The organism is Mycobacterium sp. (genome assembly GCF_965229105.1).
In the GTDB taxonomy this organism is placed as follows: domain Bacteria; phylum Actinomycetota; class Actinomycetes; order Mycobacteriales; family Mycobacteriaceae; genus Mycobacterium.
Genome location: NZ_OZ245858.1, coordinates 4472335 through 4497152 on the forward strand (window position 1 = coordinate 4472335; position 24818 = coordinate 4497152).

Below are 24818 nucleotides of genomic sequence, written 5' to 3' on the forward strand. Positions count from 1 at the left end.
TCGCGGCCCAGCGTCACGATCAGTTGGAAGCGTCCGCCTTGGCGTGTCCCGCACTGCGGGCACCGGTGGACTTGCCACTCTTGCCCGGCGCCGGTGTCGCGTCCCCGCCGGCGGCGGCACTGGCCGGCTTACCGCTCTTCACCGGAGCGGCCTTCGCCGGACTGTCACTCTGAACACTCAGCGGGGCAACAGTTTCCGGCTCAGCTACGGTGACGTTGGTGGCGCGGGTGGTCTTCTTCGCCTTGGGGGTTGCCTCGGGGGCCACGTCGAGGGTGACCACCTTCGTCTCCGATGCGGCCGCCGGTAGGGACGTCACCCCGGCGGTCGAGCGGTCCTTGGTCAGAGGTGCCGCGGCGGGCGCGGCGAATGGCAAAGTGCCGAGCAAGGCCGCGACGATCTTCTGTATCGAGACGATCGGCGTGGTGAACCCCGTGACGACAGCATCGATCGTCGCATCGATGGCTTGTGCCAGCGTCAGGTCGCCGTCGAGGAATGCGGCGGGCGCCTGGAGCAGAGCGACCACCATGGTCGGAACGGCTTTCAGGATCTGCAGCGTGTTGAAGACCACCCCGTCGGCAGTGCCCAGGGGCAGCGGGAGTTCAGTGATGAACGGACCGGCCAACAACTGGATGGGGCCGGTGACCCCGAGCAGCGCGATCTCGACGGCCAGGGGAACCAGGCTGGCGAATTGACCGTTCACGATGGCTTGCACGACGAGGCCGGGTGCCACATCCACAAACAGCTTCGGATAGAAGACCACCGTGTCTATGACGGCGGTAATCAGCGCTTCGGTGAACCCGGCCAGCTCCACTGATGCGGTCTGCGTGATCGTCTCGGCGCACGCCACGATCTGGGCGGGCGATAAGTCGGGGGGCGCCACGGTGATTGGTGCGGCAACGATGACAGCCGCCCCGACGAGTGCGATACCAGTGGTCAGGTAGGGACGGACGGTCTGCAGCATGATCTCCCCTTCACGCCGGCCGCCGATCGGCCGCACTCGGGAGAGCATCGCACAAAGCTGAGAGCAACCTGTGAAATTTCGCCTACTTCTTTGACGCCGTCGTCAGAAAAGACAAGTCGGTGCATTCGGCGAGCAGGGCCTCAAAGGCCGCGACCACCTGCGGTGAAAGGCTCGCGTCACCGTCGAGCAGCGCCTCGCGGGCGTTGGCGGCGAGCGCACCGACCCGGCTTTCCACCGCACGTACCGCACCGGTGGCGAGAAATATCCGCTTGACCTCGTCGATCGCCGACTGGTCGGCATCGGGATCACCGACGACCCTGATCAACGTCTGGCGTTGGGCCTCGGTGGCTGACCGCAATGCTGTGCCGAGAAGCTCGGTGGGCTTACCGTCGCGGATGTCTCCGCCGGCGGTCTTGCCGCTGGTATCGGTCGGCCCGTAGAGATCAGCGAAATCGTCGCAGAGCTGAAAGGCTCGCCCGGTTGCCGCGGCGTAGCGGCCCAGCGACAGCGTGGCGCCCGGTGAGGCGTCTGCGACTGTCAGACCCAGCGCGACCGGCCGCTCCACGGTGTACTTCGAGGTCTTGTACATGACGATTTTGTCGGCCGCTTCATCGGTGAGCAGCCGGGCCGCCTGCGCGTCGAGTTCAAGGAGCTGACCGGCCATGACTTCCAGTCGCATCGCACGGAATGCCGTCACGGTCTGTCCCCGCCGCGGTTCGGGGATCTCCGCGGTGGCGTCGGCGATAGCGTCCTGAGCCGCCGCCCACAGTAAGTCGCCGACAAGCAGAGCCGCATGATCACCGAAATGCGTTGCTTCCCCAGCCCATTGACGACTCCGGTGCCGATCGGCCAAGGCCGCGCGGACCGAGGGCAGGCCACGGCGCAGCGGTGCGCTGTCGATGATGTCGTCGTGGACCAGAATTGCGGCGTGCAGTAACTCCAGGGCAGCACCCATGGTGACAATCTGCGACACGGTATCGGGGTCGGCATTGCCGGCACGCCAGCCCCAGTAGGCGAACCGCGGCCGTAGACGTTTGCCCCCCGAGGTCACCGCAGACGTGCACAGGGCCGCATACGGCTGCAGTTCGGCGTCGATCGATTGGAGGCCCTCGGCGATCCCTGCTGTCACGATCGCCTGTAACTCGCCCTCTACGGCTGCCACATAGGCGGTCTCGTCCATCAGCGGGGCACGTCGGGCGGGGTGATGGAGCGTGGCGATAGCGCAAAGCTGCGAACATGTTCGGCGATGGTGGCCAGATTGGTCGTCCACACGTCGTCATGGTCGAGGACGTAGCGCATCAGGTCGTCGAGTTCGGCAGCGCGAGATGGCCGCCCGGTGAGGAACGGATGATTGGTCAGCACCCAACAGCCGCCGACGCTCCGCAGCCCGTCGAATTCCAGCTGCCACAACTCACGTGCCTTACGCGGGCTCTCGATCAACCCACTACCGGAAATATCCGGCAAATAGCAGTACTGCTCCCAATCGTCGAGCGCCCATTGAATCGGGATTTCGACCAGGGATTGTTCGGCGCCGGGAGTGATCGCCAACTCGTAGGGGTGATCGGAGTCCATCAGCGAGGAGTCGTAAAGGAAGCCGCGCTCTGCCAACAGGCCTGGGGTGCGCCACGATAAGTCCCACATCGGGGCCCGATAACCGCAGGGCCGTACCCCGGCAACATCAGCAAGGGCAGCCAGCCCCCGGTCGAGCACATCGATCTCCTGCTCGAGTGTCAGCTTGGTGGGCTGCTCGTGCAGGTATCCGTGGTGGGCGATTTCGTGGCCGGCGGCCACGATGCTCCGGATCGCTTCGGGATAGCGATCGGCGGTGTGCCCGGGCACGAAGAACGTCGAGGCGATCTGGTGGCGCTCCAGCAGGTCCAGGATTCGGGGGATGCCGACCAGTGGACCGTAGGCCTGATGGCTCATCACGCTCATCCGGGCGCCGACCGCGGCCCAGTCTCCCGAGGTATCCCACAACACGGCCGACTCGGCGTCCACATCGAAGGTGAAGGCGGCCGCCGCGGTTTTACCGTCGGGCCAACGTATTTGACTCATCACCGAACCATAAGTGAGATCAGCTCGTAGGCCAGGTTGGCCCCGGCGACGGCGGTGATCTCGGCTTGGTCGTAGGCAGGCGCCACTTCGACCACATCGGCGCCGACGATGTTGAGCTCGCGCATCGCCCGCAGCACCGCCACCAGCTCGCGGCTGGTCATCCCGCCGATCTCGGGCGTGCCAGTTCCCGGCGCGAACGCCGGATCCAGCACGTCGACGTCGATGGACACATACACCGGATGCTCACCCACTCTGGCCAGCACACGTTCGATGACCCCGTCGATACCGATGCGGTCGATATCGCGGCAGTGCACCACGGTGAAACCGAGTTCGGCGTCCTGTAGAAGATCGGCGCGGTCATAGAGCGAGCCACGGATGCCCACATGAGCCGAGCGGTCTTTGACCAACAAACCCTGCTCGGATGCCCGCCGGAAGGGCGTGCCGTGGGTGCAGGGTGCACCAAAGTAGGTGTCCCAGGTGTCGAGGTGGGCGTCGAAGTGGACCAGCGCTACCGGTCCGTGCACTTCGTTGATGGCTTGCAGCGCCGGCAGGGCAATGGTGTGGTCGCCGCCGAGCAGCACCACCCGTTGCTCCGGTCGGGTGAGCAACCCGAGGACCCCGGCACGGATCTCGTCGATGGCGGCGTCGATATTGAAGGGGTTGGCCGCGATGTCACCGGCGTCGACGACCTGCGCCGCCGCGAACGGCGCCACATCCAGCGCCGGGTGATACGGCTTGAGCAGCCGGGAGGCCTGACGGATCGCGGCCGGGCCGAAGCGGGCGCCGGGTCGGTAGGTCACTCCACTGTCGAAAGGCACACCTACGACGGCGATGTCGTAGTCGTCGACCTCGTGGCGCTGCGGTAGACGCGCGAACGTCCCGATGCCGGCGTAGCGCGGTACCACCTGCGCATCGACCTGCCCCAGCACGCCCGTCTCCGACTGTACGTACTGCACATGTCCTCCTGTTGTCATGCTCTCGACCGTGTCGAGCCGCCGTTGCACGAGATCACCTGTCCAACAACCGCTTCCAGATCGAAGTCGGCCAACAACTCCACCGCCGCGGCGATTTCATCGGGAGACCCGATGCGCCCCAACGGGATCGACGCTGCGTAGCGCTCGTGAATCGCTTCGATGCCGACCCCGGCGGCCTCGGCATCGACCAGCAGCTGCGGGGTGTCGGTGACGCCGGGGGCGACGGCGTTGACGATGATGTGTTCGCGTGCCAGTTCGCGCCCGAGTGTCTTGACCAACGAGATCAGCCCGGACTTGGCGGCTGCGTATGCGGTGGCTTCCGGCCACCCGGTCACGCCCCACTCGCTGGTGATCACCACGATCCGCCCGGCGCCGGCGGCGCGCATATGCGGAAGGACAGCCTGCACAAGGAAGAACGTGCCACCCAGGTTGGTGTCGACCACCTTCCACCAGTCGGCGTCGTCGTGGTCGAGCAGCGGTGCCATGGTCATGTAGGCGTGGTTGGCCACCAGGATGTCCAGACCGCCGGTCACCCGCGCGACGTCGGCGGCGATGCGGACGCATTCGACCGGATCGGACACATCACCCGGGACTGTCACACCACCGATCTCGTCGGCGAGCGCAGTCAGCTCGGGGCTGCCATGGATATCGTTGACCGCCACCGTCGCTCCCGCGGCCGCCAGGCGTCGCGCGTGCGCGGTACCCATCCCCTGGGCGGCGCCGGTGACCAGGGCCACCCGCCCGTCGAGATTGGTCATATCACGGCTCCGGAGTTGACGTTGACGATGTCGCCGACGCTGAATGTCGCATCACAGAGCAGGTATTCGACGCATCGCGCCACCTCCTGCGGAGACGCCAGTCGCCGTAGCGGCAGCGTCGTCAGGTAATCGGCGGCCCGCCAGGGGGAATCGGCTGCCAGTAACGGGGTATCGGTCGGTCCGGGAGCCACACAGTTGACCCGCACACCGCGGCCGGCCACCTCCGCGGCGAGACTGCGGACGAACCCGAGGATCGCCCCCTTGGCCGCGGCGTAGTGCGCATCGCCGTCACCACCGCCGATCGCCAGTTCGCTGGCAACGGCGACCAGCGATCCGCGGTGCTCGATCAGGTCGGGCAAAGTCGCTCGTGCCACGTTCACCAGACCGCCCAGGTGGACCCGCAGCATCCGGGTCCATGATTCAGCGCTGATATCGGTGACCGCCGCCATCTCGTAATAACCGGCCACCGTCGCGACAGCACGGATGGGCCCGAGCGCGTCCCGGATCCTTCCAACGGCATCACGGACGGCCGAAGCATCCGAAACATCAACGCAGACAGTATGTTCAGCACCAATCGTCGACCCATTCAGGTCGAGGCAACCGACGGTGAACCCCCGCTGCGTCAGCGCCTCGACGACGGCCGCACCGATACCGCTTGCGCCACCGGTGACCAGCGCTACCGGATGTTCACTCACCCGTTGACGCCCGATCGTCGGCTCGTTCATCCTGGGCTTCGATATCGTCGATAACGGCGGTGCCCAGGATCCGGCTACGCACGCTGGCCAACACGACGGCGCCGATCAGCCCCAGCACCACGACGCCAATCCACACCGACCAGTCCAGGTAGCGCTGCTCGAAAGCCGCTCGCGGCCAGGCGATGTTGATGAACTGCAACACCGCCCACACCGCGGCCACCACCGCCACCGGCAGGGTCGCACGGCCCAATGAGAACGCAGCGGATGTCCAGGCACCGCGCAGCAGTACCACCAGGAAGCCGACCAGGGGGAACAGGAAGGCCAGGTAGAAACCGCCGGCGGTGAAGTTGACCATCAGCGAATAGACGTCCCCGGCAACGATACTGAGCAGGAACAGCGCAGCACCGATCACCGTCGTGACCAGGATCGCCATGACCGGAATCCGCGCCTGACCACGCAACCGGACCAGCGCTGCGGCCGCAGGCAGGGCACCGTCGCGGGCGTAGGCCCAGATGACGCGTGAGGCCGACGTTTGCAGAGCGAGGAAGCTGGCCAGGAAGCCGATGACGAACAGCAGCTCAACAGGTTTGGCGACGCCGGCACCTAAGGCCGTGGTCAGGGTGTCGTACACCGGGTCGGCCACGGTACCGTCGGCGACCGCACCCAGATCGGGGATCGCCAGGATGATCGCCAGGCTGGAGTAGGCCACCACCACCGCGATGAACACCAGCGAGAACAGCACCGCCTTGGGCAGGTCCCGACGCGGTTCGTGCACCTCTTCGGCGATCGAGCCGGCACTTTCGAAACCGACGAAGGACCAGCCGATGAAGGCAACGGCCATCAGGAACGGGCCACTGAGGTATGCCCAGCCGTCGACGTCGGGGCCGCCACCGGTGAACAGCACCGACAGCGAGTTGTGCCGATGGAAGAGCAGCAGCCAGGTACCCAGGCCAACCGAACCGATCACCTCGGCGATGATGCTGCCGACCATGAAGATCTTCAGCGCCCGCCGCCCGACCAGGTTGACTGCGGTGCCGGCCAACAGAATCACCAGCGCGATCAGCGCGAGTGTGCCGCCCGTGGGTTCCTCCACCCCGAAGATGTTGGCAATGAAACCGGCGGCCCCGATGGCCACGGTCGCCATCGCGATCACCAACGTCCACATGTAGACCCAGCCGGCGAACCAGCCGTAGGTGGTGCCGAGCAGGCGGCGTGACCATTGGTAGATCGACCCCTCCAGCGGCCAGCGCGAAACCAGGGTGGCGAAGATCAGCGCGACCAGGAACTGTCCGCCGAACACCAGCAGGAAACCCCACCAGAAGCTCGGCCCGGCCGCCGACAGCGCCAACCCGAAGATGCCGTAGAGCGCGACGATCGGCGAGATGAAGGCGAACGCGAACGCAAACGCCGACCACAACGAGAACTCTCTGCGCAGCAACGGGGGCTGCTCGGCGGGGATGATCGATGACGACATGTCCTGCTCCCACTTCTCGACACTGGTGCCAGGAACTATCACGCCCGGTCAGCATGGGCGCTAGCCGATTTGCCGAAGACGCAGCGAACGCACTTCGCGAGTCGCTGCCATTGGAGGATCGCACAACGCGACCAGCCGCAGATGTGACGACGGCGTTACGCTCGTCCAATGGTCCAACCCGGCGCCCCGAGCCTGCGCGACCTGCTCGAGGCCTCAGGGCTAGGCCTTGCGGTGCCCGACAGCGCTCCGCAGGACCTCGACCGGACGATCAGCTGGGCGCACACCACCGAGATGCGGGACCCGGCTCGTTATCTGCGGGGCAACGAGTTGGTCTGCACGGTGGGGATCAGCCTGCAGACACCGTCGGACTGCCGCACGTTCGCCGAATCGTTGGCGGGCGCGGGTGTGGCGGGCGTGTGCTTCGGCATCGGTGACGGCCACGACACGGTGCCGCCCGCTCTGCTGTCGGAGTGCCGCCGCCTTCGCTTGCCGGTGCTGATCGCATCGCCGAGTGTGCCGTTCAGTTCGGTGAGTCGATTCGTCGCCGAGTACGAGCTGGGCGCCGAGATCGCCATCGCACGAGCAACCAATGCCCTTGTTCCAGAACTACTTTCGTCCTTGCGTCGGCATGAGTCGGCTCGCGAACTGCTAGATACCGCCGGCCAGATCCTGGAATGCTACTTTTTGCTCGACCCCGGCGACACGGTGGACACTGCAGAAAGTGAGTCCCCGGTGGTGACGGTCGGCGTTCCCGGGCTGGGCACCCTGGGGTGGGTGGGGCGCGGCGAGCAACCGGAGCCGGCTCTTCTTGACCTGATTGCCCGGTTCGTCCGAGCCACCCAGGTCCAGCGCGACGTCGAGTCCGCGCTGGCCCGCGAGCGCGTCGGTCAGCTGCTGTCGCTGGTGGAGCGACGGATGTTGCTCCCCGATGCCCTGAGCCAGCTGCTGGATTGGCCCGGATTTGCAGCCGGTGAATTGACCTGCTCGGCATGGCCCGCCGGAGCTGGTGCGCTGCTCTCGATAGCGATCCCTACAGCCTTGGTCGGTGACGCACCGGATCTGTGTCTGATGGTGGCCGCCGAATCTCTGGACATGGCCGAGGAACTCTCGCTGCCGTCGGGATACTCCGCTCCGGTGCCGCTCATGGAGATCGGATCGGCGATCGGTCAGGCGCGTATCGCGCTGGATCTGGCACGACGTCGCGGCCACCGGGTGGGACCGGATCAGTTGAGCACCCTGGAGAGCCTGCTCGAGCAACTCCCCCTGGTCCAACTCGCGCCCTTCAGCCAGCAGCTGATCGATCCCCTCGCCGAGACCGATCGCCTGCGCGGCACCCAACATGTCCGCACCATCCGCGCGTTCCTGACGGCAGGCGGGTCTTTGAGCGAAACCGCGAGGGACCTCTACCTGCACACCAACACAGTGCGCCACCGGCTAGGCCGCATCCAGGAACTGACCGGTCGAGATCCGTTGAACCACAACGATTTAGTCGCGTTCGCGATTGGCCTGCGAGCGTTCGACCGCGACGGCTGAGGCCGCCGCAGAGGACTACTCCTCCACAGTGACGCGGGCCGCGTCCGCGACCGCCTGGGCAGCCGCCCGGATTTGCGGGGTCACCAACATCACCTGACCCAGCACGCCATTGACGAAACCGGGCGACTCATCGGTGGAAAGCTCCTTGGCCAACTCGACCGCCTCATCAACGGCGACCGGTTCGGGCACATCCTCGGCGTGCAGCAGCTCCCACACCGCGACTCGCAACACGGCCCGATCGACTGCAGGCAACCGCTGCAGCGTCCAGCCCTGCAGATGCGCACTGATCAGGTCGTCGATATGTGCGGCGTGCTCGGTCACACCGCGGGCGACGGTCACCGTGTAGGGATTCAGCGCGTCGATCTCGGGTTTGGTCTCGGCCAGCGTCGCGCGCGCGTCGGCCACCTCTGCGGCCGTCAGGCCACGAGCCTCCGCTTCGAAGAGCAGATCGACAGCCCGTTTCCGGGCGTGGTGGCGTCCCTTCGGTTTGCCTACCTTGCCGTCAGGCATTCACGCGACCCACATAGCTTCCGTCGCGGGAATCCACCTTCAGCTTGTCGCCGGTGTTGATGAACAGCGGCACCTGGATCTCCGCGCCGGTTTCCATGGTGGCCGGCTTGGTGCCCGCACTGGACCGGTCGCCCTGCAGACCAGGTTCGGTGCTGGCTACCAAGAGTTCGACGGTCACCGGCAGTTCCAGGTACAGCGGCGCGCCGTTGTGGAACGCGATCTGCACCGCCATGCTTTCCAGCAGGAAGTTCGCCGCGTCGCCGACCAGCGCCTCGCTCAGCGAGTTCTGCTCGTAGTCCTGGGAGTCCATGAACACGAAATCCGAGCCGTCGCGGTACAGGTATGTGGCGTCGCGGCGGTCCACGGTGGCGGTTTCCACCTTCACGCCCGCGTTGTAGGTCTTGTCGACAACCTTGCCGGTCAGCACGTTCTTGAGCTTCGTACGTACGAACGCCGGGCCCTTACCGGGTTTGACGTGCTGAAACTCCGTGATCTGCCACAGCACGCCATCTACGTTGAGGACGAGCCCATTCTTGAAATCGGCAGTCGATGCCACGGTCGGTACTCCTTAAATCAGGACCTGAAGTTCCTTGGGGAACCGGGTAAGCAGTTCGGGGGTGCCTGTCAGCTCGCCCGCAACGACGAGTGTGTCCTCGATGCGGACACCGCCGCGATCGGGCAAGTAGACACCAGGCTCCACGGTGACCGTGGAACCAGCAAGTAGTGTACCGGCGGCGGTGGCATTGATTCCCGGCGCTTCGTGGATCTGCAGACCGACGCCGTGTCCGAGCCCGTGGGAGAACAGCTCGCCGTACCCCGCATCAGCGATGACCTGGCGTGATGCGCCGTCGACGACGCTCAAAGCCACCCCGGGCGCCAGCGCCTCACGCCCCGCCCGCTGCGAGTGGGCGACGAGATCGTAGATCTCACGTTGCCAGTCCGCCGCGGCGCCGAGTACGAAGGTGCGCGTCATATCGGAGTGATAACCGGCGACCTGTGCACCGAAGTCGATCTTGACGAGGTCACCGTGGGCCAGCACCGCGGCTGTCGGCCGGTGATGTGGGATCGCCGAATTCGCCCCGCTGGCGACGATGGTCTCGAAGGAAATCCCGTCGGCACCGTGATCGAGCATCAGCGCCTCCAGCTCACGTCCGACCTCTTTCTCGGTGCGACCGGGCCGCAGGCCACCGCGGTCGACGAGATCGGTGAGTGCGGCGTCGGCCGCCTCACAGGCCAGTCGCAGCAATGCGATCTCCCCGTCGTCTTTGACTTCGCGCAGGGTTTCCACCAGCCCTGAGGCCCGTACCAGCACGGTCCCCTTGTTGCTGTCGAGGGACCGGGTGAGGGCCGCATACCCGTCGACGGTCACGACGTGCCCCTCGAAACCCAGTCGGCGCGCACCATCGGTCGCGGCCCGCCCCGTCAGGTACCGACCGCAGGCCCGCTCGATGACGACCTCTAGATCGGGCGCCTGCGCGGCTGCCTGAGTCCGGTAGCGCCCGTCGGTGGCCAACACGGGCGCGCGGTCATCGCCGAAGACCAGAAGTGCCGCGTTGGAACCGGTGAATCCGGACAGATATCGCACGTTGTTCAGGTCGGTGACCAGCATCGCGTCGAGTCCGTCGACCCCGGCGGAGTCGTCACGGAAGGACCGCAGTTTTGCGCTCAACCGGTCACGTCGCTGGGAATGTGTCACGACGGATGACGGTACTCGCTACGCTGTGCCCCCATGAGTAAGTGGTTGGTGCGCGGGTTGGTATTTGCGGCGTTGATGGTGGTCGTCCGGTTGGTTCAAGGGGCGCTGATCAACGTCTACGAAACCAAGGCGTTGCTCATCAGCGTCGTGCTGTTGACCCTGTTCGCCGCGATCGTCGCCATCTGGGGTTTTGTGGACGGTCGCGCCGACGCACGCGCCAATCTCGATCCCGACCGCCGCGACGACCTGGCCATGACCTGGCTGCTGGCCGGACTGTTCGCCGGCGTCGTCAGTGGCGCGGTGTCCTGGCTCATCTCGGTGTTCTACCAGGGGCTGTACACGGGCGGCCTGGTCAATGAAGTGACCACCTTCGCCGCCTTCACCGCGTTGCTCATCTTCCTGCCCGCCATCATCGCTGTCGCGATCGGCCGGTGGCTGGTTGACCGCAAGGCCCCACCGGTGGCCCGCAAGGGAACCAACTACGACGAAGAGCGAGCGGATACCGACGTGTTCGCGGCCGTGCGTGACGACGAGCCCTCGGCGGTGCCGGCGTCCTCAGAGCACGCAGTGCATGGCGAGGCCGAACCGCAGACCTCGTCGGTCGCCACCGCCGAGCGCGATGACCATACCCGCCCGGTGTCCTCGGATGAGACCACCCCGATCACTGATCAGGACAAGCCGAAGTCGGTGTAGTCACCGGTTTATTCGCCGGCCAGTACCGAATAGGCCGCGGCCAGCAGGGCCGGATCGGGCCCTTCCAGTCGACCCGGTTTGGCTAGCCCGTCCAGGACGACGAAACGCAGTATTCCGGCTCGGGACTTCTTGTCCCCGACCATGTACTCCAGCAGGTGCGGTAGCGCATCGGCGGCGTAAGTGACGGGAAGCCCTAGCGACGTCAGGATCGTGCGGTGCCGATCGGCGGTGGCGTCATCCAGACGCCCGGCCAGTCGACCCAGTTCCGCGGCGAACACCAGCCCCACCGATACGGCAGCGCCGTGGCGCCACCGGTAGCGCTCACGGCGTTCGATCGCATGCGCCAGGGTGTGCCCGTAGTTCAGGATTTCGCGCAGCGACGACTCTTTCTCGTCGGCCGCAACAACCTCGGCCTTGACCGCAATGGCCCGACGGATCAGCTCGGGCAGCACCTCGCCGGACGGGTCGACGGCCGCTTCAGGATCGGCTTCGATCAGGTCGAGGATCACCGGGTCCGCGATGAACCCGGCCTTGACGATCTCGGCCATCCCGGCCACCAGCTCATTGCGCGGCAGGGTTTGCAGGGTGGCCAGGTCCACGAAGACAGCGCGGGGCTGATGGAAAGCACCAACCAGGTTCTTACCCGCATCGGTGTTGATCCCGGTCTTACCGCCGACGGCGGCATCGACCATGCCCAGCAGGGTGGTCGGGACGTGCACGATCGAAACGCCGCGCAGCCACGTTGCCGCGGCGAAACCGGCGACGTCGGTGGCGGCGCCCCCACCCAGGCTGACGACCGCGTCGGTGCGTCCGATGCCGATTCGGCCGAGCACCTCCCAGAGGAACCCGACGACGGGCAGTTCCTTACCCGCCTCGGCATCGGGAATCTCGATGCGATGCGCATCAATGCCCTTGTCCGCCAAGTGTTCCCGAATAGCTTCTGCGGTCTGCGCCAACGTCGGCTGGTGCAAGATGGCGACCTTGTGGGTGCCTTCGAGCAGCTCCCCCACATCGCCGAGCAGGCCGGTTCCGATCACCACGGGGTACGGCGGATCGACAGCCACCTCGATGGTGACCGGTGGATTGTGTTCAGTCACTTGCGAGCCTCAGCACGACGGGCGGCCAGGGCCGCGGGGGTGGCGGGAGTGGGCGGGCCGCCGGCCGGCCCAGGGTCTGCGGTATCGGTACCGCATTTTTTCGTCGGCACCGGTGCCAACCGCCACGGCGGCCTGCGGCGTCGACGGACCTGGCGGCTCCCGGTCGGCGACTCCAATCGCCCGGCCAGGTAACGCACCACCGATCCGGGGTTGCGCCGGTTGGTATTCACTCGCAGGGTCGCCGCGCGCCGGTACAGCGGCACCCGCTCCGACATCAGCGAACGGTATTTCTCGGCGGGGTCAGGACCGGCGAGCAGCGGGCGGACGACGCCGCTGGTGGTACGCCGAATACCTTCTACCGCACTGATTTCCAGGAAGATGACGGTATGTCCGACCAACGCGTCGCGAACACCTTCGCTGGTGATGGCACCGCCTCCCAGCGAGACGATGCCCTCGTGTTCGGCCAACGCTTTGCGTACGACTTCTTCTTCGATGCGCCGGAATTCCTGCTCACCGTCTTCGGTGAAGATGTCGGCGATGCTGCGGCCGGTGGTTTCGATGATCGCAATATCGGTGTCTAGCAAGGGAACACCCATGGCCTTGGCCAGGCGTCGACCGATTGTCGACTTACCTGAACCCGGCATGCCGACGAGAACGGCTTTGGGCGCCATCGCGTCCCACCTAACCCGTCACCCGGGCCGGTTCGGCCGTCACGCCCGCCGCCGGTTCTTGCTCGGCCACCGCGCGGAGATACGAATCGATATTGCGCCGGGTCTCGGCCAGCGAATCGCCGCCGAACTTCTCCAACACCGCCCGCGCCAGGACCAGCGCGACCATCGTCTCCACCACCACGGCGGCCGCAGGGACGGCGCAGACATCTGACCGCTGGTGAATGGCGACCGCCTCGTCGCCGGTGGTCATATCGACGGTGGCCAGCGCCCGCGGCACTGTGGAGATGGGCTTCATCGCTGCCCGCACCCGTAGCGGCTGTCCGTTGGTCATCCCGCCCTCGAGGCCACCGGCGCGGTTGGTGGACCGCACGATTCCGTCGGCACCGGGGTACATCTCGTCGTGCGCGACGCTGCCGCGCCTGCGCGCGGTCTCAAAACCGTCGCCGATCTCCACACCCTTGATGGCCTGGATGCCCATCACCGCCGCGGCGAGTTGTCCGTCGAGCCGGTTGTCTCCGCTGGTGAAGGACCCGAGACCGATCGGCAACCCCTGGGCGACCACCTCGACCACCCCACCGAGGGTGTCGCCGTCCTTCTTGGCGGCCTCGATCTCGACGATCATCCGCTCCCCGGCCGCCTTGTCGAAGGCGCGGACCGGACTGTCGTCGATGGCCTCGAGGTCACCGGCCTGCGGCGGCGGTCCGACATACGGATCTGAGGCTCCGATGGAGATGACGTGCGACAGCACCTCGACACCGAGCGCCTGGCGCAGGAAATGCCGGGCCACCGTGCCGGCAGCCACCCGAGCCGCGGTTTCGCGGGCACTGGCGCGCTCCAGCACGGGGCGTGCGTCGTCGAAACCGTATTTGAGCATGCCTGCATAGTCGGCATGCCCGGGGCGCGGCCTGGTCAGCGGCGCATTGCGCGCGGTTTCCTGGGCGAGTGTGTCGCTGTCGACGGGATCAGAGGCCATCACCGTTTCCCATTTGGGCCATTCGGTGTTGCCGATCTCGATGGCGATCGGGCCGCCCAGTGTGCTGCCGTGACGCACACCGGTCAGCACGGTGACCTGATCCTTCTCAAATTTCATCCGGGCGCCGCGGCCGTAGCCGAGTCGGCGCCGGGCCAGCTGGTCGGCGATGTCCTCCGAAGTGACCTGCACTCCGGCGACCATGCCTTCGACCATGGCTACCAGCGCACGGCCATGAGATTCGCCGGCAGTCGTCCATCGCAACACGCGTCCCATCTTCCCACGTGCGGTATTCCAAGACGTAATCCGCCGTCAACCTGTGATTTCGGCCAGTGCGACGGCCGCGGAGGTGGCCAGGCACATCGACGGCCCGTGCGGCACCGTATGCCGCCGGGCGAGCACCGCCCATCCCACCGTCACCAGCGGTGCTCCCAGCGCGGCCAGCGCCCACACCTGCGTGCCGAGCGCGCCGGTCAGCGCACCGAGGCCGACCGCCAGCTTCACGTCGCCGGCCCCCATCGCGGTCGGTGCCACCAGGTGCACGAGGAGGTACGCGCCGCCCAGCGCAGCCGCACCGCCGAGGGCGGGCAGCCCCCGCCCGAACAGCGACATGCACATCAGGATGACCGCTGCGCCGGGCAGGGTCATGATGTTCGGCAGCCGATGCTCGCGGATATCGACCACGCTGAGCGACGTCATCCAGGCGATCAGCGCAATACCGGTGGCGATCCGACCGAAACCATCCCCCATGCCCGCGGACGCTAGCCGAGCGCGGCAGCCATCTGTGCTCGCGGAGCAGGTCTGCCTGTGAATAGTTCGACTTGGGCGAACGCCTGATGCAGCAGCATCTGCAGGCCGCTGATCACCGTGCCTCCGGCTGCCATCACCGCGGCGGCCAACGGGGTCGGCCACGGGTCATATATCGCGTCCAGCAGTACCGGTGCTGACGCGACGGCCGCGGCGTACCCGGCCGCGGCGTCGGCAGGCAGGGTGTTGATCACGACGGATGCCGCAGCCACATGCGATGCCAGACCTGGCCCGTCGAGCGGGCAGTAGTGCGCGCTAACGCCGGCGGCCTCTGCGACGCCCAGCAGTCGGTCGGCCTTGTCGGGATTGCGGGCCACCACAGTCACCTGCTGCACACCAAGGGCAGCCAGCCCGACCACGGCAGCCGGTGCGGTACCGCCGGCACCCAAGACGAGGCCGGTGGGGCCGGCCGACCCCAGCGCGCCCGTCACCCCGTCGATATCGGTGTTATCCGCCCGCCAGCCTGTCGCGGTATGCACCAAAGTGTTGGCCGACCCGACCAGGTCTGCACGCGCAGTGCGCTCGTCGGCAAACGCCAGGGCCGCGAACTTTCCCGGCATGGTGACCGACAGCCCGACCCATTCCGGGCCGAATCCGCCGACCAGCGTGGGCAATTGATCGGCGGTGCACTCGATGCGCTGGTAGGTCCAGTCCGCCAGGCCCAGCGCGCGGTACGCAGCCAGGTGCAGCTGGGGGGACCGCGAATGGGCGATCGGCGAACCCAGTACCGCGGCCCGACGGGGGCCTGTGCGGGGGGCGGGAGGCAATCGTTTACCTATCGGGCACTGTCGAGGACGCCGTTGCGCTTGGCCAGTTCGATATTGGCCAGGTGCTGTTCGTAATCCCTGGTGAACAACGTGGTGCCCTGCAGATCGATGGTGACGAAGTACAGCCAGTCCCCCGGTTCAGGGCGTTCTGCGGCGGCCAGCGCCTGATCACCGGGCGAACAGATCGGGGTGACCGGAAGCCCCTCGGACGCATAGGTGTTCCACGGCGTGGTTTCCGCTCGGTCACCGTCGGTGGTGGCCACCTCCTGCCGATCCAGCGGATAGTTCACCGTCGAATCGAATTCCAGCTTGCGGTGCTCACCGAGGCGGTTGTAGATGACGCGCGCCACCTTGGCGAAGTCATCGGGTTTGGCTTCGCGTTGCACCAGCGACGCGACCACCAGGATGTCGTAGGGCGACATGTTCATCGTCGCCGCGGTGTCCAGCAGCCCACCCTTGGTGTATTTGGTGGTGCTGGCTGTGATCAGGGCCGTGAGGATGTCGGCGGGCTTGCCTGCGGGGTCGACGTTCCAGGTGCCCGGCGCGATCAGCCCTTCGATCCTGCGATGATCAGAACCCATCGAGGTGACCGGCTTCATCGCCCACTGCGGTACCGAAAGCGATTCCGGTGGGCCCGCACCCGCTGCGGTCCGCAGATCGTCGGCAGAGACGCATTTGCGGTCGTCGTCGAGGCTGACGCAGGTGGCCTGGGAGATGAGCGAGAAGATGCCCGGCGTCACGTCATTGGTTTTGGCATCGGTGATGTCATCGAGCTGACGGCCCTCCGGGATCGTCAGCTTGCCCACCCGGTTCTGCGGGTCGACGAGACGCTCAACCGCCTTGGCCGCCGGAATCTCGGTGCGCACCTTGTAGAACCCGGGCTGGATGGCCTGCATCGCCGAGTTGCCCTGCGCGGCAGCGACGAAGCCCGGCACGGTGGCGATCACCTGATGGTCGAGCAAGGTCTGCGCTATCGCGGTGGTCGAGTCGCCGTCATGGACCTGAATCACCACATCGCTGCCACCGTCGCCGGTGTAGTCGGTGGGCGTCCCGAACATGCTGTGCCAGAGCTTTGAGCCCAGGAACACGGTGGCGACGACCACCAGTATCAACACCACCGTCGACAGCGTTCCGATGGTGCGGGTGCGGCGTCGACGCCGTTCGGCGCGCATCCGCGCCGCCCGGCTCTTGCGGTAGCGCGGCGGACCGACCGCGACCGGCTGCGCACGGCCCTCCCCGTCGCCTACGTCGTCCCATTCGTCAGTCATCGGTCGCCTCCTCAGACGGCGGCGCCAACGTGCGGCGCTGATCGAGCCAGCTCTGCAGAATCGCCACCGCGGCGGCCTGATCGACGACGGCGCGCTGCCCCTTGGCCCGCACACCGGCCTCCCGCAGCGACCGTTGCGCGGTGACGGTGGTCAGACGTTCATCGGCCAGCCGTACCGGGATCGGTGAGATGCGTTGGGCCAGAAGCTCGGCCAACTCGATCGCCGCCTGCGCCGCCGGGCCGGTCCGGTCGGCGAGGGTGCGCGGCAGTCCGACCACCACCTCGACGGCGTCATATTCGGCGACCAGCGCGCTCAACCGATGAAGATGTTTGGCAGTCCGGTCGCGGCGCACCGTCACCACGGGGGTGGCCAGGATTCCGTCGGGATCGCTGATGGCCACCCCGATCCGGACACTGCCCACATCGACACCGAGCCGCCTGCCGCGGCCTGGGTCGTCACCGCCGGGCCGGTCGGGCAGCCGGTGTTCGCATGAGGTCACTCAGCTAGCTCCGGGCGATATCCGCACGCAGGGCATCAAGGGCCGCATCGATATTAGTCGGATCCTTACCCGAGCCCTGTGCGAGATCGGCTTTGCCTCCGCCGCGTCCGTTGACCGCCGATGCAAGCGTGCCGATCAGATCGTTGGCGCGCAGACCCAGGTCCTGGGCGGCGGCATTGACAGCGATGACATAGGGCACGGCATCGTTTTCACCGTGGGCGATCAGCGCCACCACCGCGGGTTCGTTGCCCAGCTTGCCCCGGATATCGCCCACCAACGAACGAAGGTCTGCCGCCGTTGGCCCCGCCCCATTCTCGGAGGGCAACCGTGACAACACAACACGGACCTTACCGACTCGCTCTGCACCAGCGGCAGCATTTGCCGCAGCAGACTGCGCGGTGGCCCGGCGCATCCGTTCGATCTCCTTCTCGGCGACCTTCAACCGGTCGACGAGATTCGCGACCCGGGCGGGCACCTCGTCCGAAGGCACCTTCAGCGATGACGCCAGACCCGCGAGCAATGCGCGTTCCTTGGCCAGATGTTTGAACGAGTCCAGCCCGACGAAGGCCTCGACGCGACGCACACCGGATCCGACCGAGGCCTCTCCGAGCACGGTGATGGGTCCGATCTGCGCGGAATTTCGGACATGCGTGCCACCGCACAGCTCAAGGGAGAACGGACCACCGATCTCGACCAGACGGACATCCTCGGGATAGGCCTCGCCGAAGAGTGCCATCGCGCCCATCGCCTTGGCCTTCTCCAACTTGGTGTACATCGTGTTCACCGTGAAATCGGCTTCGACGGCCTCGTTGGCGACGATCTCGATCTCGTCGCGTTGCTCTTCGCTCAACGGGCCCTGCCAATTGAAATCGAAGCGCAGGTAACCGGGGCGGTTCAGCGAACCTGCCTGAACGGCTTCCGGGCCAAGGATCTGTCGGAGCGCCGCATGCACCATATGGGTACCGGAATGGCCCTGGGTGGCACCGTGGCGCCACTTCGGATCGACCTCGGCAGTCACCGTATCGCCCTCGACGAACTCACCGGATTCGACGTTGACGCGGTGCACGAACAGTGTCTTGGCGATCTTCTGGACATCGGTCACTTGCGCCTTGGCCGCACCGCCGGTGCCCGAAAGTGAACCGATATCGGCGATCTGCCCACCGGATTCGGCGTATAGCGGTGTGCGGTCCAGCACGATCTCGACGCGATCGGGAGCGTCGCCCTCACCGCCGTGCGCCACCACCGGCACCCGCTTGCCATCGACGAAAATTCCGAGAATGGTTGCCTGCGAAGATAACTCGTCGAACCCGGTGAACTCCGTCGGGCCGGCGTCGACCAGCTCGCGATACGCAGTCAGGTCGGCGTGTGCGTGTTTACGGGCCGCGGCATCGGCCTTGGCCCGCTGACGCTGTTCGTTCATCAGCTCACGGAATCCGCCCTCGTCGACGGAAAGACCCGCCTCCGAAGCCATTTCCAAAGTGAGGTCGATGGGGAAACCGTAGGTGTCGTGCAAGGTGAACGCATCCGTACCTGATAACACGCTGGCACCTGATGATTTCGTGGTCTCAGCCGCCTCGTCGAACAACCGGGAACCCGCGATCAGCGTGCGGTTGAACGCCGTCTCCTCGGCCACCGCGATGCGGTTGATCCGGTCGAAATCGGTGACCAGCTCGGGATACGACGGGCCCATTGCGTCGCGGACCGTAGCCATCAGCTGCGCGACGATCGGGGTGTCGATACCGAGCAGTTTGGCCGAGCGGATGACCCGGCGCAGCAGTCGTCGCAACACGTAGCCGCGTCCGTCGTTACCGGGGCTGACACCGTCGCCGATGATGATGGCCGCAGTCCGGCTGTGATCGGCGATGATCCGGTAGCGGACGTCGTCCTGGTGGTTACCGACGCCGTAACCGCGAGGGCCGATCGACGCGACGAGGTCGATCACTGGGCGGACCAGGTCGGTCTCGTAGACGTTGTCGACACCTTGGAGCAGGCAGGCCACCCGCTCGACACCCATGCCGGTGTCGATGTTCTGTCGCGGCAGCGGGCCGAGGATCTCGAAGTTCTCTTTGCTGGTGCCCGCTCCACGCTCGTTCTGCATGAAGACCAGATTCCAGATCTCGATATAGCGGTCCTCGTTGGCTTCAGGCCCGCCTTCGATGCCGTATTCGGGACCGCGGTCGTAGTAGATCTCCGAGGACGGCCCGCACGGCCCGGGGATTCCCATTGACCAGTAGTTATCGGCCATCCCGCGGCGCTGGATCCGCTCGACGGGCAGACCCGCGATCTCCCGCCACAGATCGGCAGCCTCGTCATCGTCGAGATAGACTGTCGCCCAGAGCTTTTCGGGATCGAACCCGTAACCGCCCTCATCGACGGAGTTGGTCAGCAGGTCCCACGCCAGCGCGATGGCGCCCCGCTTGAAGTAGTCACCAAAGCTGAAGTTTCCGGCCATCTGGAAAAAAGTGTTGTGGCGGGTGGTGATGCCCACCTCTTCGATATCCGGGGTGCGGATGCATTTCTGCACGCTGGTTGCGCGGTCCCAGGGTGCGCTGCGCTGACCCAGGAAGAACGGCACAAACTGCACCATGCCCGCGTTGACGAACAGCAGGTTGGGGTCATCGAGGATCACCGAGGCGCTCGGCACCTCGGTGTGGCCCGCGTTCACGAAATGATCGAGGAACCGTTTCCTGATCTCGTGTGTCTGCAACGTCGTCACTTCCCTGGGTTTATGTATCGGTGTCTTTCGACCGCCCTACAGTACCGGTCTGGTCACAGCCGGTGAAAAGGCAACGAACGAGGCGCGCACAGGGTGCCGATCAGCGCATCCTCACGCGTCGTCAGGCGTTGACAAAGCTCAGCCGGACCGAGCGACGGGGGTTGTCCCGATTCAGGTCGATCAGCACGACGCTTTGCCAGGTTCCCAGCAGCGGTCGCCCGTCCTGCACCGGCAGGGTCACCGACGGTGAGACGATGCCCGGCAGGACGTGGTCAGCTCCGTGACCGGGTGACCCGTGCGAATGCCGGTAGCGGTCATCGCGCGGCAGCAGCCGTTCCAGGGCCTCGAGGAAGTCATCATCGGAACCCGCGCCGGTTTCGATGATCGCCACGCCTGCGGTGGCATGGGGAATGAAGATGTTGCACAGGCCATCGGTGTGTTTGGCACAGAACCGCCGCACGTCATCGGTCAGGTCCACGGCCTTGCGGCGCGCGGTATCGATATCGAGCACGTCGGTGTCCATGCGGGCGGCCATGCGGCTGAAACTAGTCGAGTCGAGGATGCGTTGCGAGGAACGAGCAGCGAGGACGAGCGAGACAATTCCGGCCCTAATCGAGTCGAGGATGCGGTGCGAGGAACGAGCACCGAGGACGAGCGAGACGATTCGGCACTAGTCGAGTCCGACAGGACGCGGCACGGACGGGCACGCCACCAGCAGGACGTGGGTGGCGCCGACAAGGGACCTACCAGCCGTGAGCTCCTCGGGCGCCAGCGCGGGCAGGACGGCGTCAAATGGGTCGAGTTCGGGCAGCTGCTCGGCGGCGTCGAGTTGAGCCTGCGCCGACGAGGCCACGACGTCAGCGAAGGTGTCCGCGGCGGTCCGCAGTTCGGTCCGACTGATATCGCGCGCCTGCCGGTGTAGGACGTCGGCCGTCGCGGCCTCGGCGTGGGCCGTCGCAACCTGTTGTTGTGCATCGATTTCGGTCTGCACCGTCGGCGGGTTGGCGGCTTGAAAGTCGGAGTACGTCCGCATCATGTCACCCACCACGACGCAGTCACCGTGTGGACGGCTGACTAGCACAAACGCCCCGCCGCCGACGCAGGTGATCAGAACGACACCGAGCGTGAGCCTGCGCACCCAGACGCGTTGGTTTGTGCTGATCATCATGACATTGATCATTCTGCGCGCCATGGCAACTCACCGTCATCAGAACGCGATTCATAAAAATTGACGACTTCGTTTGACTACGTCACCCGTGGGGTATGTCAGCTGCATCACTACTTCCGCTTGATCCGCTCACCTGGAGGAATCCATGACCATCACCGGCATCATCACTGCAATCCTGATCGGCATCGTGGTCGGTGTTCTCGGCCGCCTATTGCTGCCCGGCAAGCAGCCCATCGGCATGCTCGTGACCATTCTCGTCGGCATCGTTGCCGCGTTCCTGGGCACCTTTTTGGCTCGCGCGATCGGAATCCCCACCGCCACCAACGGAATTGACTGGCTTGAGCTTCTCGTTCAGGTCATCGTCGCCGCCGTCGGCGTGGCCATCGTCGCTTCTCTCACCGGCAAGCGACGGACCGGGATGATGCGCCGATAACCACCTTTTCAACGTCGATCCCGGCTGACCAGCCTCCGCGTCAGCCGGGATCGCTGCTGTCTGGGCTCTGCAACGGCAGGTCCACAATATCGACCATGTCGGGTGCGCCCCGAATTCGAATGTCTGGACGTCGCCGTGGCGGCGGAATAACTGTCGACATATCCTGACCGCCGAAATGCGTTGATGCGGCGATAAGGGGGCTCGTGACACAGAATGGCGCACCGTCAGATAATCGGGTTGCGTTTCGCCGCGTAGTCCAAGGTGCCGTTATCGGCAATGCAGTCGAGTGGTACGACTTCGCCGTTTACGGATACCTCGCGACAATGCTGGCAGCTCACTTCTTCCCGACTGCCAACGAGACCGCAGCACTGCTGAACACCTTTGCTATCTTTGCCGCCGCATTCTTCGCCCGTCCGATCGGAGCGCTGGTGCTCGGCCCGATACGGGAGCGCATTGGTATGCGCCGACTGCTGTCTGCGGTCATCATGACCACCTCTGCGGCCGCGGTGGGCATAGGCCTGCTCCCGGGTTACGCCGACATCGGCGTCGCAGCACCGATCCTGCTGCTCGTTCTTCGCTGCGTACAGGGCTTCGCCGCCGGTGGCGAGTACGGCGGCGGTGCCGTGCTGTTGGCCGAGCACGCCGCCGATCGCCGACGTGGGGTCGCAGTGTCGATGATGGGCTGGTCGGCAACACTGGGTTTCCTGTTGGGCTCAGTCGTGGTGACGGTGCTCGAAACCGCTCTGCCCCCGACGCTGATGGAGACCGTCGGCTGGCGAATACCCTTCTTGCTCGCCGGCCCGCTCGGTCTGGTCGGTCTGTACTTAAGGATGCGACTCCGGCAGGACACTCCGCTATTCGCCCAGCTGCATGCAGAACCCACAACCGCACCGACGGCGCGGACGGTCATCAACACGTCGTGGCCGGCGATACTGCGGCTGACCGGCATGCTGATCGTCGCCCACATCGGTTTCTATATCGTATTCACCTTCTTGCCAACATATTTCATCAAGACCTTGAACTTCACCCGGGCCGAGGCCTTCATCTCGACGACGATTGCCGCGATCGTGACGTTGGCACTGGTGCTGCCTTTCGCCCTATTGTCCGACCGATTCGGCCGGCGCCCACTATTGATCACCGGCGCCCTCGGAATGACCGTGCTGGCGTATCCCTTGTTCATCGTCATGCACCGCGCCGGGTTCGCGGGCGCCGCTGCCGCCCAGAGCGGGCTGGCCATCTTGGAGTCGATCTTCTTGTCTTCGGCGATCGCCGCAGGCGTCGAGATGTTCGCTACCCGAGACCGGTACACGGGCTTTTCCATCGGCTACAACATCAGCGCGGCGTTGTTTGGCGGAACCGCGCCGTACATCGCCATCTGGCTGATAGACCGCACCGGTAACTCGCTGGCACCCGGTCTCTATATTGCTGCGGCCGCAGCAATATCACTGCTATGTGTGCTCGGCGTACGGGACATGGCCGGTAAGCCGCTTCCGGCTGGCGCCGAGCAACCCTGATAAGTCGGGCTGGTGCCAGTCAGGATCGCCTGCGCACGATCGCACGCAGTTTCTCCAGTCGACCGGTGATCTCCCGCTCAGCGCCGTAGCCGGTGGGATGGTAATAGTCCACACCGACCAGTTCGTTGGGCGGATACTGTTGTGACGCAACACCACCGGGGTGATCGTGGGCGTACTTGTAGCCCTGGGCGTTACCCAGGGCGGCGGCACCCGAATAGTGCCCGTCGCGCAGATGTGGCGGCACCAACCCGGCTTTACCGGCCTTGATATCGGCCATCGCCGCCGCGAGCGCCGTGGTGACCGCGTTCGACTTCGGTGCCGTCGCCAGATGGACCGTGGCATGGGCCAGCGTCAGCTGCGCTTCCGGCATCCCGATCAACGCGACTGTCTGCGCCGCCGCCACCGCCGTCGGCAGTGCGGTCGGGTCGGCCATCCCGATATCCTCGCTGGCCAGAATCATCAACCGGCGGGCCAGAAACCTCGGGTCCTCCCCCGCTGTCAGCATCCTGGCCAAATAGTGCAGTGCCGCATCGACATCGGATCCCCGCACCGATTTGATGAAGGCACTCACGACGTCATAGTGCTGGTCACCGTCGCGGTCATAGCGCACCGCAGCCTTGTCCAGCGACTGTTCGATGGTCTCGACGGAAATCGAGCCGGACACCGCGCCTTCTGATGCGACTTCCAACGCGGTCAGCGCTCGGCGGGCATCACCGGCGGCCAGCTGCACCAACAGCTCCACCGCGTCGTCATCGACGGTCACCGCCGCGTTCAACCCACGCGGGTCGGCGATGGCGCGCTCCACGACCGCACGCACCGCCCCGACGTTGAGCGGTTGTAGCTGCAAGATCAATGACCGCGACAGCAGCGGCGCCACCACCGAGAACGACGGGTTCTCCGTGGTCGCCGCGACCAGCAGCACGATGCGGTTCTCCACCGCGGCCAGCAGTGCATCCTGCTGGGTCTTGGAGAAGCGGTGCACCTCGTCGATGAACAGCACGGTCTGTTCCCCGTGTACGGCCGCCCGCCGGGCAACATCAATAACGGCCCGCACGTCCTTGACCCCGGCAGACAGCGCCGACAATGCCTCGAAACGCCGGCCGGTGGCCTGCGAAATCAGCGACGCCAGCGTGGTCTTACCGGTTCCCGGCGGACCGTAGAGGATGACCGAAGCCGCCCCGGAGCCGTCGACCAGACGCCGCAGTGGCGACCCGTCACGCAGCAAATGGTCCTGGCCGACGACCTCGTCGAGGGACATCGGGCGCATCCGCACTGCCAACGGCGCCGACGGTGGCGGAGCCGTGAAGGCTCGTTCGTCTGAGCGGCCGTCCGGCCCGGGGACATCGAACAAGCCGTCGGACACGGTTCAGGCTTACCATCCCGCGCTGGCCGGCGCCCGGGCACACGCCGCCGACGAGGCGGTGCGGGCACCGGATCTCGCCGGCGCGTCGGGTTGGACGTGCCGCGGTTCAAGCGGCGGGTGCGTCAGCTCAAGGGACTTGGTCTGACCATCAGCCTCGATATCGGCTACCGGCTGTCGGCACGGGGCCGGGCATTTC

25 protein-coding genes are annotated in these 24818 nt (G+C 65.9%); 4 read left to right on the top strand and 21 right to left on the bottom strand.

Annotated features, from left to right (window positions below; genetic code table 11):
* Positions 1 to 19 precede the first annotated feature (19 nt).
* The 7 genes from ADBZ9O_RS20790 to ADBZ9O_RS20820 are packed head-to-tail and all read right to left on the bottom strand — an operon-like array spanning position 20 to position 6917.
* Positions 20 to 1009, bottom strand: coding sequence for a hypothetical protein (locus tag ADBZ9O_RS20790; protein ID WP_526524817.1), 990 nt, complete (start codon positions 1007 to 1009; stop codon positions 20 to 22).
* Between the two features lie 34 nt (positions 1010 to 1043).
* The gene (locus ADBZ9O_RS20795) at positions 1044 to 2141 is read right to left on the bottom strand and encodes a polyprenyl synthetase family protein (RefSeq protein ID WP_526524818.1); all 1098 of its coding nucleotides are present in this window, start codon (positions 2139 to 2141) and stop codon (positions 1044 to 1046) included.
* Positions 2141 to 3016 carry a polysaccharide deacetylase family protein gene (locus ADBZ9O_RS20800; RefSeq protein ID WP_526524819.1) on the bottom strand — a complete coding sequence of 292 codons (876 nt, stop codon included), beginning with the start codon at positions 3014 to 3016 and terminating at the stop codon, positions 2141 to 2143. The genes ADBZ9O_RS20795 and ADBZ9O_RS20800 overlap by 1 nt, the downstream gene beginning before the upstream one ends.
* Positions 3016 to 3990 carry an agmatinase gene (gene speB, locus ADBZ9O_RS20805; RefSeq protein WP_526524820.1) on the bottom strand — a complete coding sequence of 325 codons (975 nt, stop codon included), beginning with the start codon at positions 3988 to 3990 and terminating at the stop codon, positions 3016 to 3018. Before speB ends, ADBZ9O_RS20800 begins: the two co-directional genes overlap by 1 nt.
* The gene (locus tag ADBZ9O_RS20810) at positions 3987 to 4748 is read right to left on the bottom strand and encodes an SDR family NAD(P)-dependent oxidoreductase (protein ID WP_526524821.1); all 762 of its coding nucleotides are present in this window, start codon (positions 4746 to 4748) and stop codon (positions 3987 to 3989) included. Before ADBZ9O_RS20810 ends, speB begins: the two co-directional genes overlap by 4 nt.
* Positions 4745 to 5473 (bottom strand): SDR family NAD(P)-dependent oxidoreductase, encoded by a 729-nt coding sequence (locus tag ADBZ9O_RS20815; RefSeq protein ID WP_526524822.1) that lies wholly within the window; start codon positions 5471 to 5473, stop codon positions 4745 to 4747. The genes ADBZ9O_RS20810 and ADBZ9O_RS20815 overlap by 4 nt, the downstream gene beginning before the upstream one ends.
* Positions 5436 to 6917, bottom strand: coding sequence for an amino acid permease (locus ADBZ9O_RS20820; RefSeq protein WP_526533344.1), 1482 nt, complete (start codon positions 6915 to 6917; stop codon positions 5436 to 5438). Before ADBZ9O_RS20820 ends, ADBZ9O_RS20815 begins: the two co-directional genes overlap by 38 nt.
* A gap of 168 nt (positions 6918 to 7085) precedes the next feature.
* Here ADBZ9O_RS20820 and ADBZ9O_RS20825 point away from each other — a divergent pair, with 168 nt between their 5' ends.
* Entirely contained in the window at positions 7086 to 8450 is a 1365-nt protein-coding gene (locus tag ADBZ9O_RS20825; RefSeq protein WP_526524823.1) for a PucR family transcriptional regulator, read from the top strand.
* A 15-nt stretch (positions 8451 to 8465) separates the two neighbouring features.
* Here ADBZ9O_RS20825 and nusB read toward each other — a convergent pair whose 3' ends face one another.
* Genes nusB through ADBZ9O_RS20840 form a run of 3 tightly spaced genes read right to left on the bottom strand, consistent with a single transcriptional unit; the run spans position 8466 to position 10656 of the window.
* A complete protein-coding gene (nusB, locus tag ADBZ9O_RS20830; protein ID WP_526524824.1) occupies positions 8466 to 8960 on the bottom strand; it encodes a transcription antitermination factor NusB in 495 nt (164 codons plus the stop codon).
* Complete coding sequence (gene efp, locus ADBZ9O_RS20835) at positions 8953 to 9516, bottom strand: elongation factor P (RefSeq protein WP_526524825.1); 564 nt, start codon at positions 9514 to 9516, stop codon at positions 8953 to 8955. The genes nusB and efp overlap by 8 nt, the downstream gene beginning before the upstream one ends.
* 12 nt (positions 9517 to 9528) lie before the next feature.
* Positions 9529 to 10656: a M24 family metallopeptidase gene (locus tag ADBZ9O_RS20840; RefSeq protein ID WP_526524826.1), complete on the bottom strand. Its 1128-nt coding sequence runs from the start codon at positions 10654 to 10656 to the stop codon at positions 9529 to 9531.
* A 33-nt stretch (positions 10657 to 10689) separates the two neighbouring features.
* Here ADBZ9O_RS20840 and ADBZ9O_RS20845 point away from each other — a divergent pair, with 33 nt between their 5' ends.
* Entirely contained in the window at positions 10690 to 11349 is a 660-nt protein-coding gene (locus ADBZ9O_RS20845; RefSeq protein ID WP_526524827.1) for a B-4DMT family transporter, read from the top strand.
* A gap of 8 nt (positions 11350 to 11357) precedes the next feature.
* Here ADBZ9O_RS20845 and aroB read toward each other — a convergent pair whose 3' ends face one another.
* From aroB to ADBZ9O_RS20895, 10 genes are all read right to left on the bottom strand, one after another.
* Complete coding sequence (aroB, locus tag ADBZ9O_RS20850; RefSeq protein WP_526524828.1) at positions 11358 to 12446, bottom strand: 3-dehydroquinate synthase; 1089 nt, start codon at positions 12444 to 12446, stop codon at positions 11358 to 11360.
* Positions 12443 to 13117 (bottom strand): shikimate kinase, encoded by a 675-nt coding sequence (locus ADBZ9O_RS20855; protein ID WP_526524829.1) that lies wholly within the window; start codon positions 13115 to 13117, stop codon positions 12443 to 12445. Before ADBZ9O_RS20855 ends, aroB begins: the two co-directional genes overlap by 4 nt.
* Positions 13118 to 13127: 10 nt before the next feature.
* A complete protein-coding gene (aroC, locus tag ADBZ9O_RS20860; RefSeq protein ID WP_526524830.1) occupies positions 13128 to 14354 on the bottom strand; it encodes a chorismate synthase in 1227 nt (408 codons plus the stop codon).
* A 45-nt stretch (positions 14355 to 14399) separates the two neighbouring features.
* Positions 14400 to 14837, bottom strand: a complete 438-nt coding sequence (locus tag ADBZ9O_RS20865) for a prepilin peptidase (protein WP_526524831.1) — start codon at positions 14835 to 14837, stop codon at positions 14400 to 14402.
* Between the two features lie 11 nt (positions 14838 to 14848).
* Positions 14849 to 15673, bottom strand: coding sequence for a shikimate dehydrogenase (locus tag ADBZ9O_RS20870; protein ID WP_526533346.1), 825 nt, complete (start codon positions 15671 to 15673; stop codon positions 14849 to 14851).
* Positions 15670 to 16929 (bottom strand): endolytic transglycosylase MltG, encoded by a 1260-nt coding sequence (locus ADBZ9O_RS20875; RefSeq protein WP_526524832.1) that lies wholly within the window; start codon positions 16927 to 16929, stop codon positions 15670 to 15672. The genes ADBZ9O_RS20870 and ADBZ9O_RS20875 overlap by 4 nt, the downstream gene beginning before the upstream one ends.
* Entirely contained in the window at positions 16922 to 17428 is a 507-nt protein-coding gene (gene ruvX / locus ADBZ9O_RS20880) for a Holliday junction resolvase RuvX (RefSeq protein WP_526524833.1), read from the bottom strand. Before ruvX ends, ADBZ9O_RS20875 begins: the two co-directional genes overlap by 8 nt.
* Before the next feature lie 4 nt (positions 17429 to 17432).
* Positions 17433 to 20135 (bottom strand): alanine--tRNA ligase, encoded by a 2703-nt coding sequence (gene alaS / locus ADBZ9O_RS20885; RefSeq protein ID WP_526533348.1) that lies wholly within the window; start codon positions 20133 to 20135, stop codon positions 17433 to 17435.
* A gap of 130 nt (positions 20136 to 20265) precedes the next feature.
* Entirely contained in the window at positions 20266 to 20655 is a 390-nt protein-coding gene (locus ADBZ9O_RS20890; protein ID WP_526533350.1) for a secondary thiamine-phosphate synthase enzyme YjbQ, read from the bottom strand.
* Between the two features lie 159 nt (positions 20656 to 20814).
* Complete coding sequence (locus ADBZ9O_RS20895) at positions 20815 to 21312, bottom strand: hypothetical protein (RefSeq protein ID WP_526524834.1); 498 nt, start codon at positions 21310 to 21312, stop codon at positions 20815 to 20817.
* A gap of 145 nt (positions 21313 to 21457) precedes the next feature.
* Between ADBZ9O_RS20895 and ADBZ9O_RS20900 the strand changes: the two genes are divergently transcribed.
* Both ADBZ9O_RS20900 and ADBZ9O_RS20905 read left to right on the top strand, forming a co-directional pair.
* The gene (locus tag ADBZ9O_RS20900; RefSeq protein ID WP_526524835.1) at positions 21458 to 21745 is read left to right on the top strand and encodes a GlsB/YeaQ/YmgE family stress response membrane protein; all 288 of its coding nucleotides are present in this window, start codon (positions 21458 to 21460) and stop codon (positions 21743 to 21745) included.
* Positions 21746 to 21948: 203 nt separating this feature from the next.
* A complete protein-coding gene (locus ADBZ9O_RS20905; protein ID WP_526524836.1) occupies positions 21949 to 23259 on the top strand; it encodes an MFS transporter in 1311 nt (436 codons plus the stop codon).
* Between the two features lie 19 nt (positions 23260 to 23278).
* Here ADBZ9O_RS20905 and ADBZ9O_RS20910 read toward each other — a convergent pair whose 3' ends face one another.
* The gene (locus ADBZ9O_RS20910; protein WP_526524837.1) at positions 23279 to 24622 is read right to left on the bottom strand and encodes a replication-associated recombination protein A; all 1344 of its coding nucleotides are present in this window, start codon (positions 24620 to 24622) and stop codon (positions 23279 to 23281) included.
* Between the last annotated feature and the right edge of the window lie 196 nt (positions 24623 to 24818).

Coding starts and splice junctions, on each gene's coding strand:
- ADBZ9O_RS20790 (WP_526524817.1), bottom strand. CDS start 1,009: ATGCTCTCCCGAGTGCGGCCGATCGGCGGCCGGCGTGAAGGGGAGATC.
- ADBZ9O_RS20865 (WP_526524831.1), bottom strand. CDS start 14,837: ATGGGGGATGGTTTCGGTCGGATCGCCACCGGTATTGCGCTGATCGCC.
- ADBZ9O_RS20800 (WP_526524819.1), bottom strand. CDS start 3,016: ATGAGTCAAATACGTTGGCCCGACGGTAAAACCGCGGCGGCCGCCTTC.
- ADBZ9O_RS20900 (WP_526524835.1), top strand. CDS start 21,458: ATGACCATCACCGGCATCATCACTGCAATCCTGATCGGCATCGTGGTC.
- nusB (WP_526524824.1), bottom strand. CDS start 8,960: ATGCCTGACGGCAAGGTAGGCAAACCGAAGGGACGCCACCACGCCCGG.
- ADBZ9O_RS20810 (WP_526524821.1), bottom strand. CDS start 4,748: ATGACCAATCTCGACGGGCGGGTGGCCCTGGTCACCGGCGCCGCCCAG.
- ADBZ9O_RS20820 (WP_526533344.1), bottom strand. CDS start 6,917: ATGTCGTCATCGATCATCCCCGCCGAGCAGCCCCCGTTGCTGCGCAGA.
- ADBZ9O_RS20875 (WP_526524832.1), bottom strand. CDS start 16,929: ATGACTGACGAATGGGACGACGTAGGCGACGGGGAGGGCCGTGCGCAG.
- ADBZ9O_RS20845 (WP_526524827.1), top strand. CDS start 10,690: ATGAGTAAGTGGTTGGTGCGCGGGTTGGTATTTGCGGCGTTGATGGTG.
- ADBZ9O_RS20815 (WP_526524822.1), bottom strand. CDS start 5,473: ATGAACGAGCCGACGATCGGGCGTCAACGGGTGAGTGAACATCCGGTA.
- ADBZ9O_RS20855 (WP_526524829.1), bottom strand. CDS start 13,117: ATGGCGCCCAAAGCCGTTCTCGTCGGCATGCCGGGTTCAGGTAAGTCG.
- speB (WP_526524820.1), bottom strand. CDS start 3,990: ATGACAACAGGAGGACATGTGCAGTACGTACAGTCGGAGACGGGCGTG.
- ADBZ9O_RS20825 (WP_526524823.1), top strand. CDS start 7,086: ATGGTCCAACCCGGCGCCCCGAGCCTGCGCGACCTGCTCGAGGCCTCA.
- ADBZ9O_RS20795 (WP_526524818.1), bottom strand. CDS start 2,141: ATGGACGAGACCGCCTATGTGGCAGCCGTAGAGGGCGAGTTACAGGCG.
- ADBZ9O_RS20895 (WP_526524834.1), bottom strand. CDS start 21,312: ATGATGATCAGCACAAACCAACGCGTCTGGGTGCGCAGGCTCACGCTC.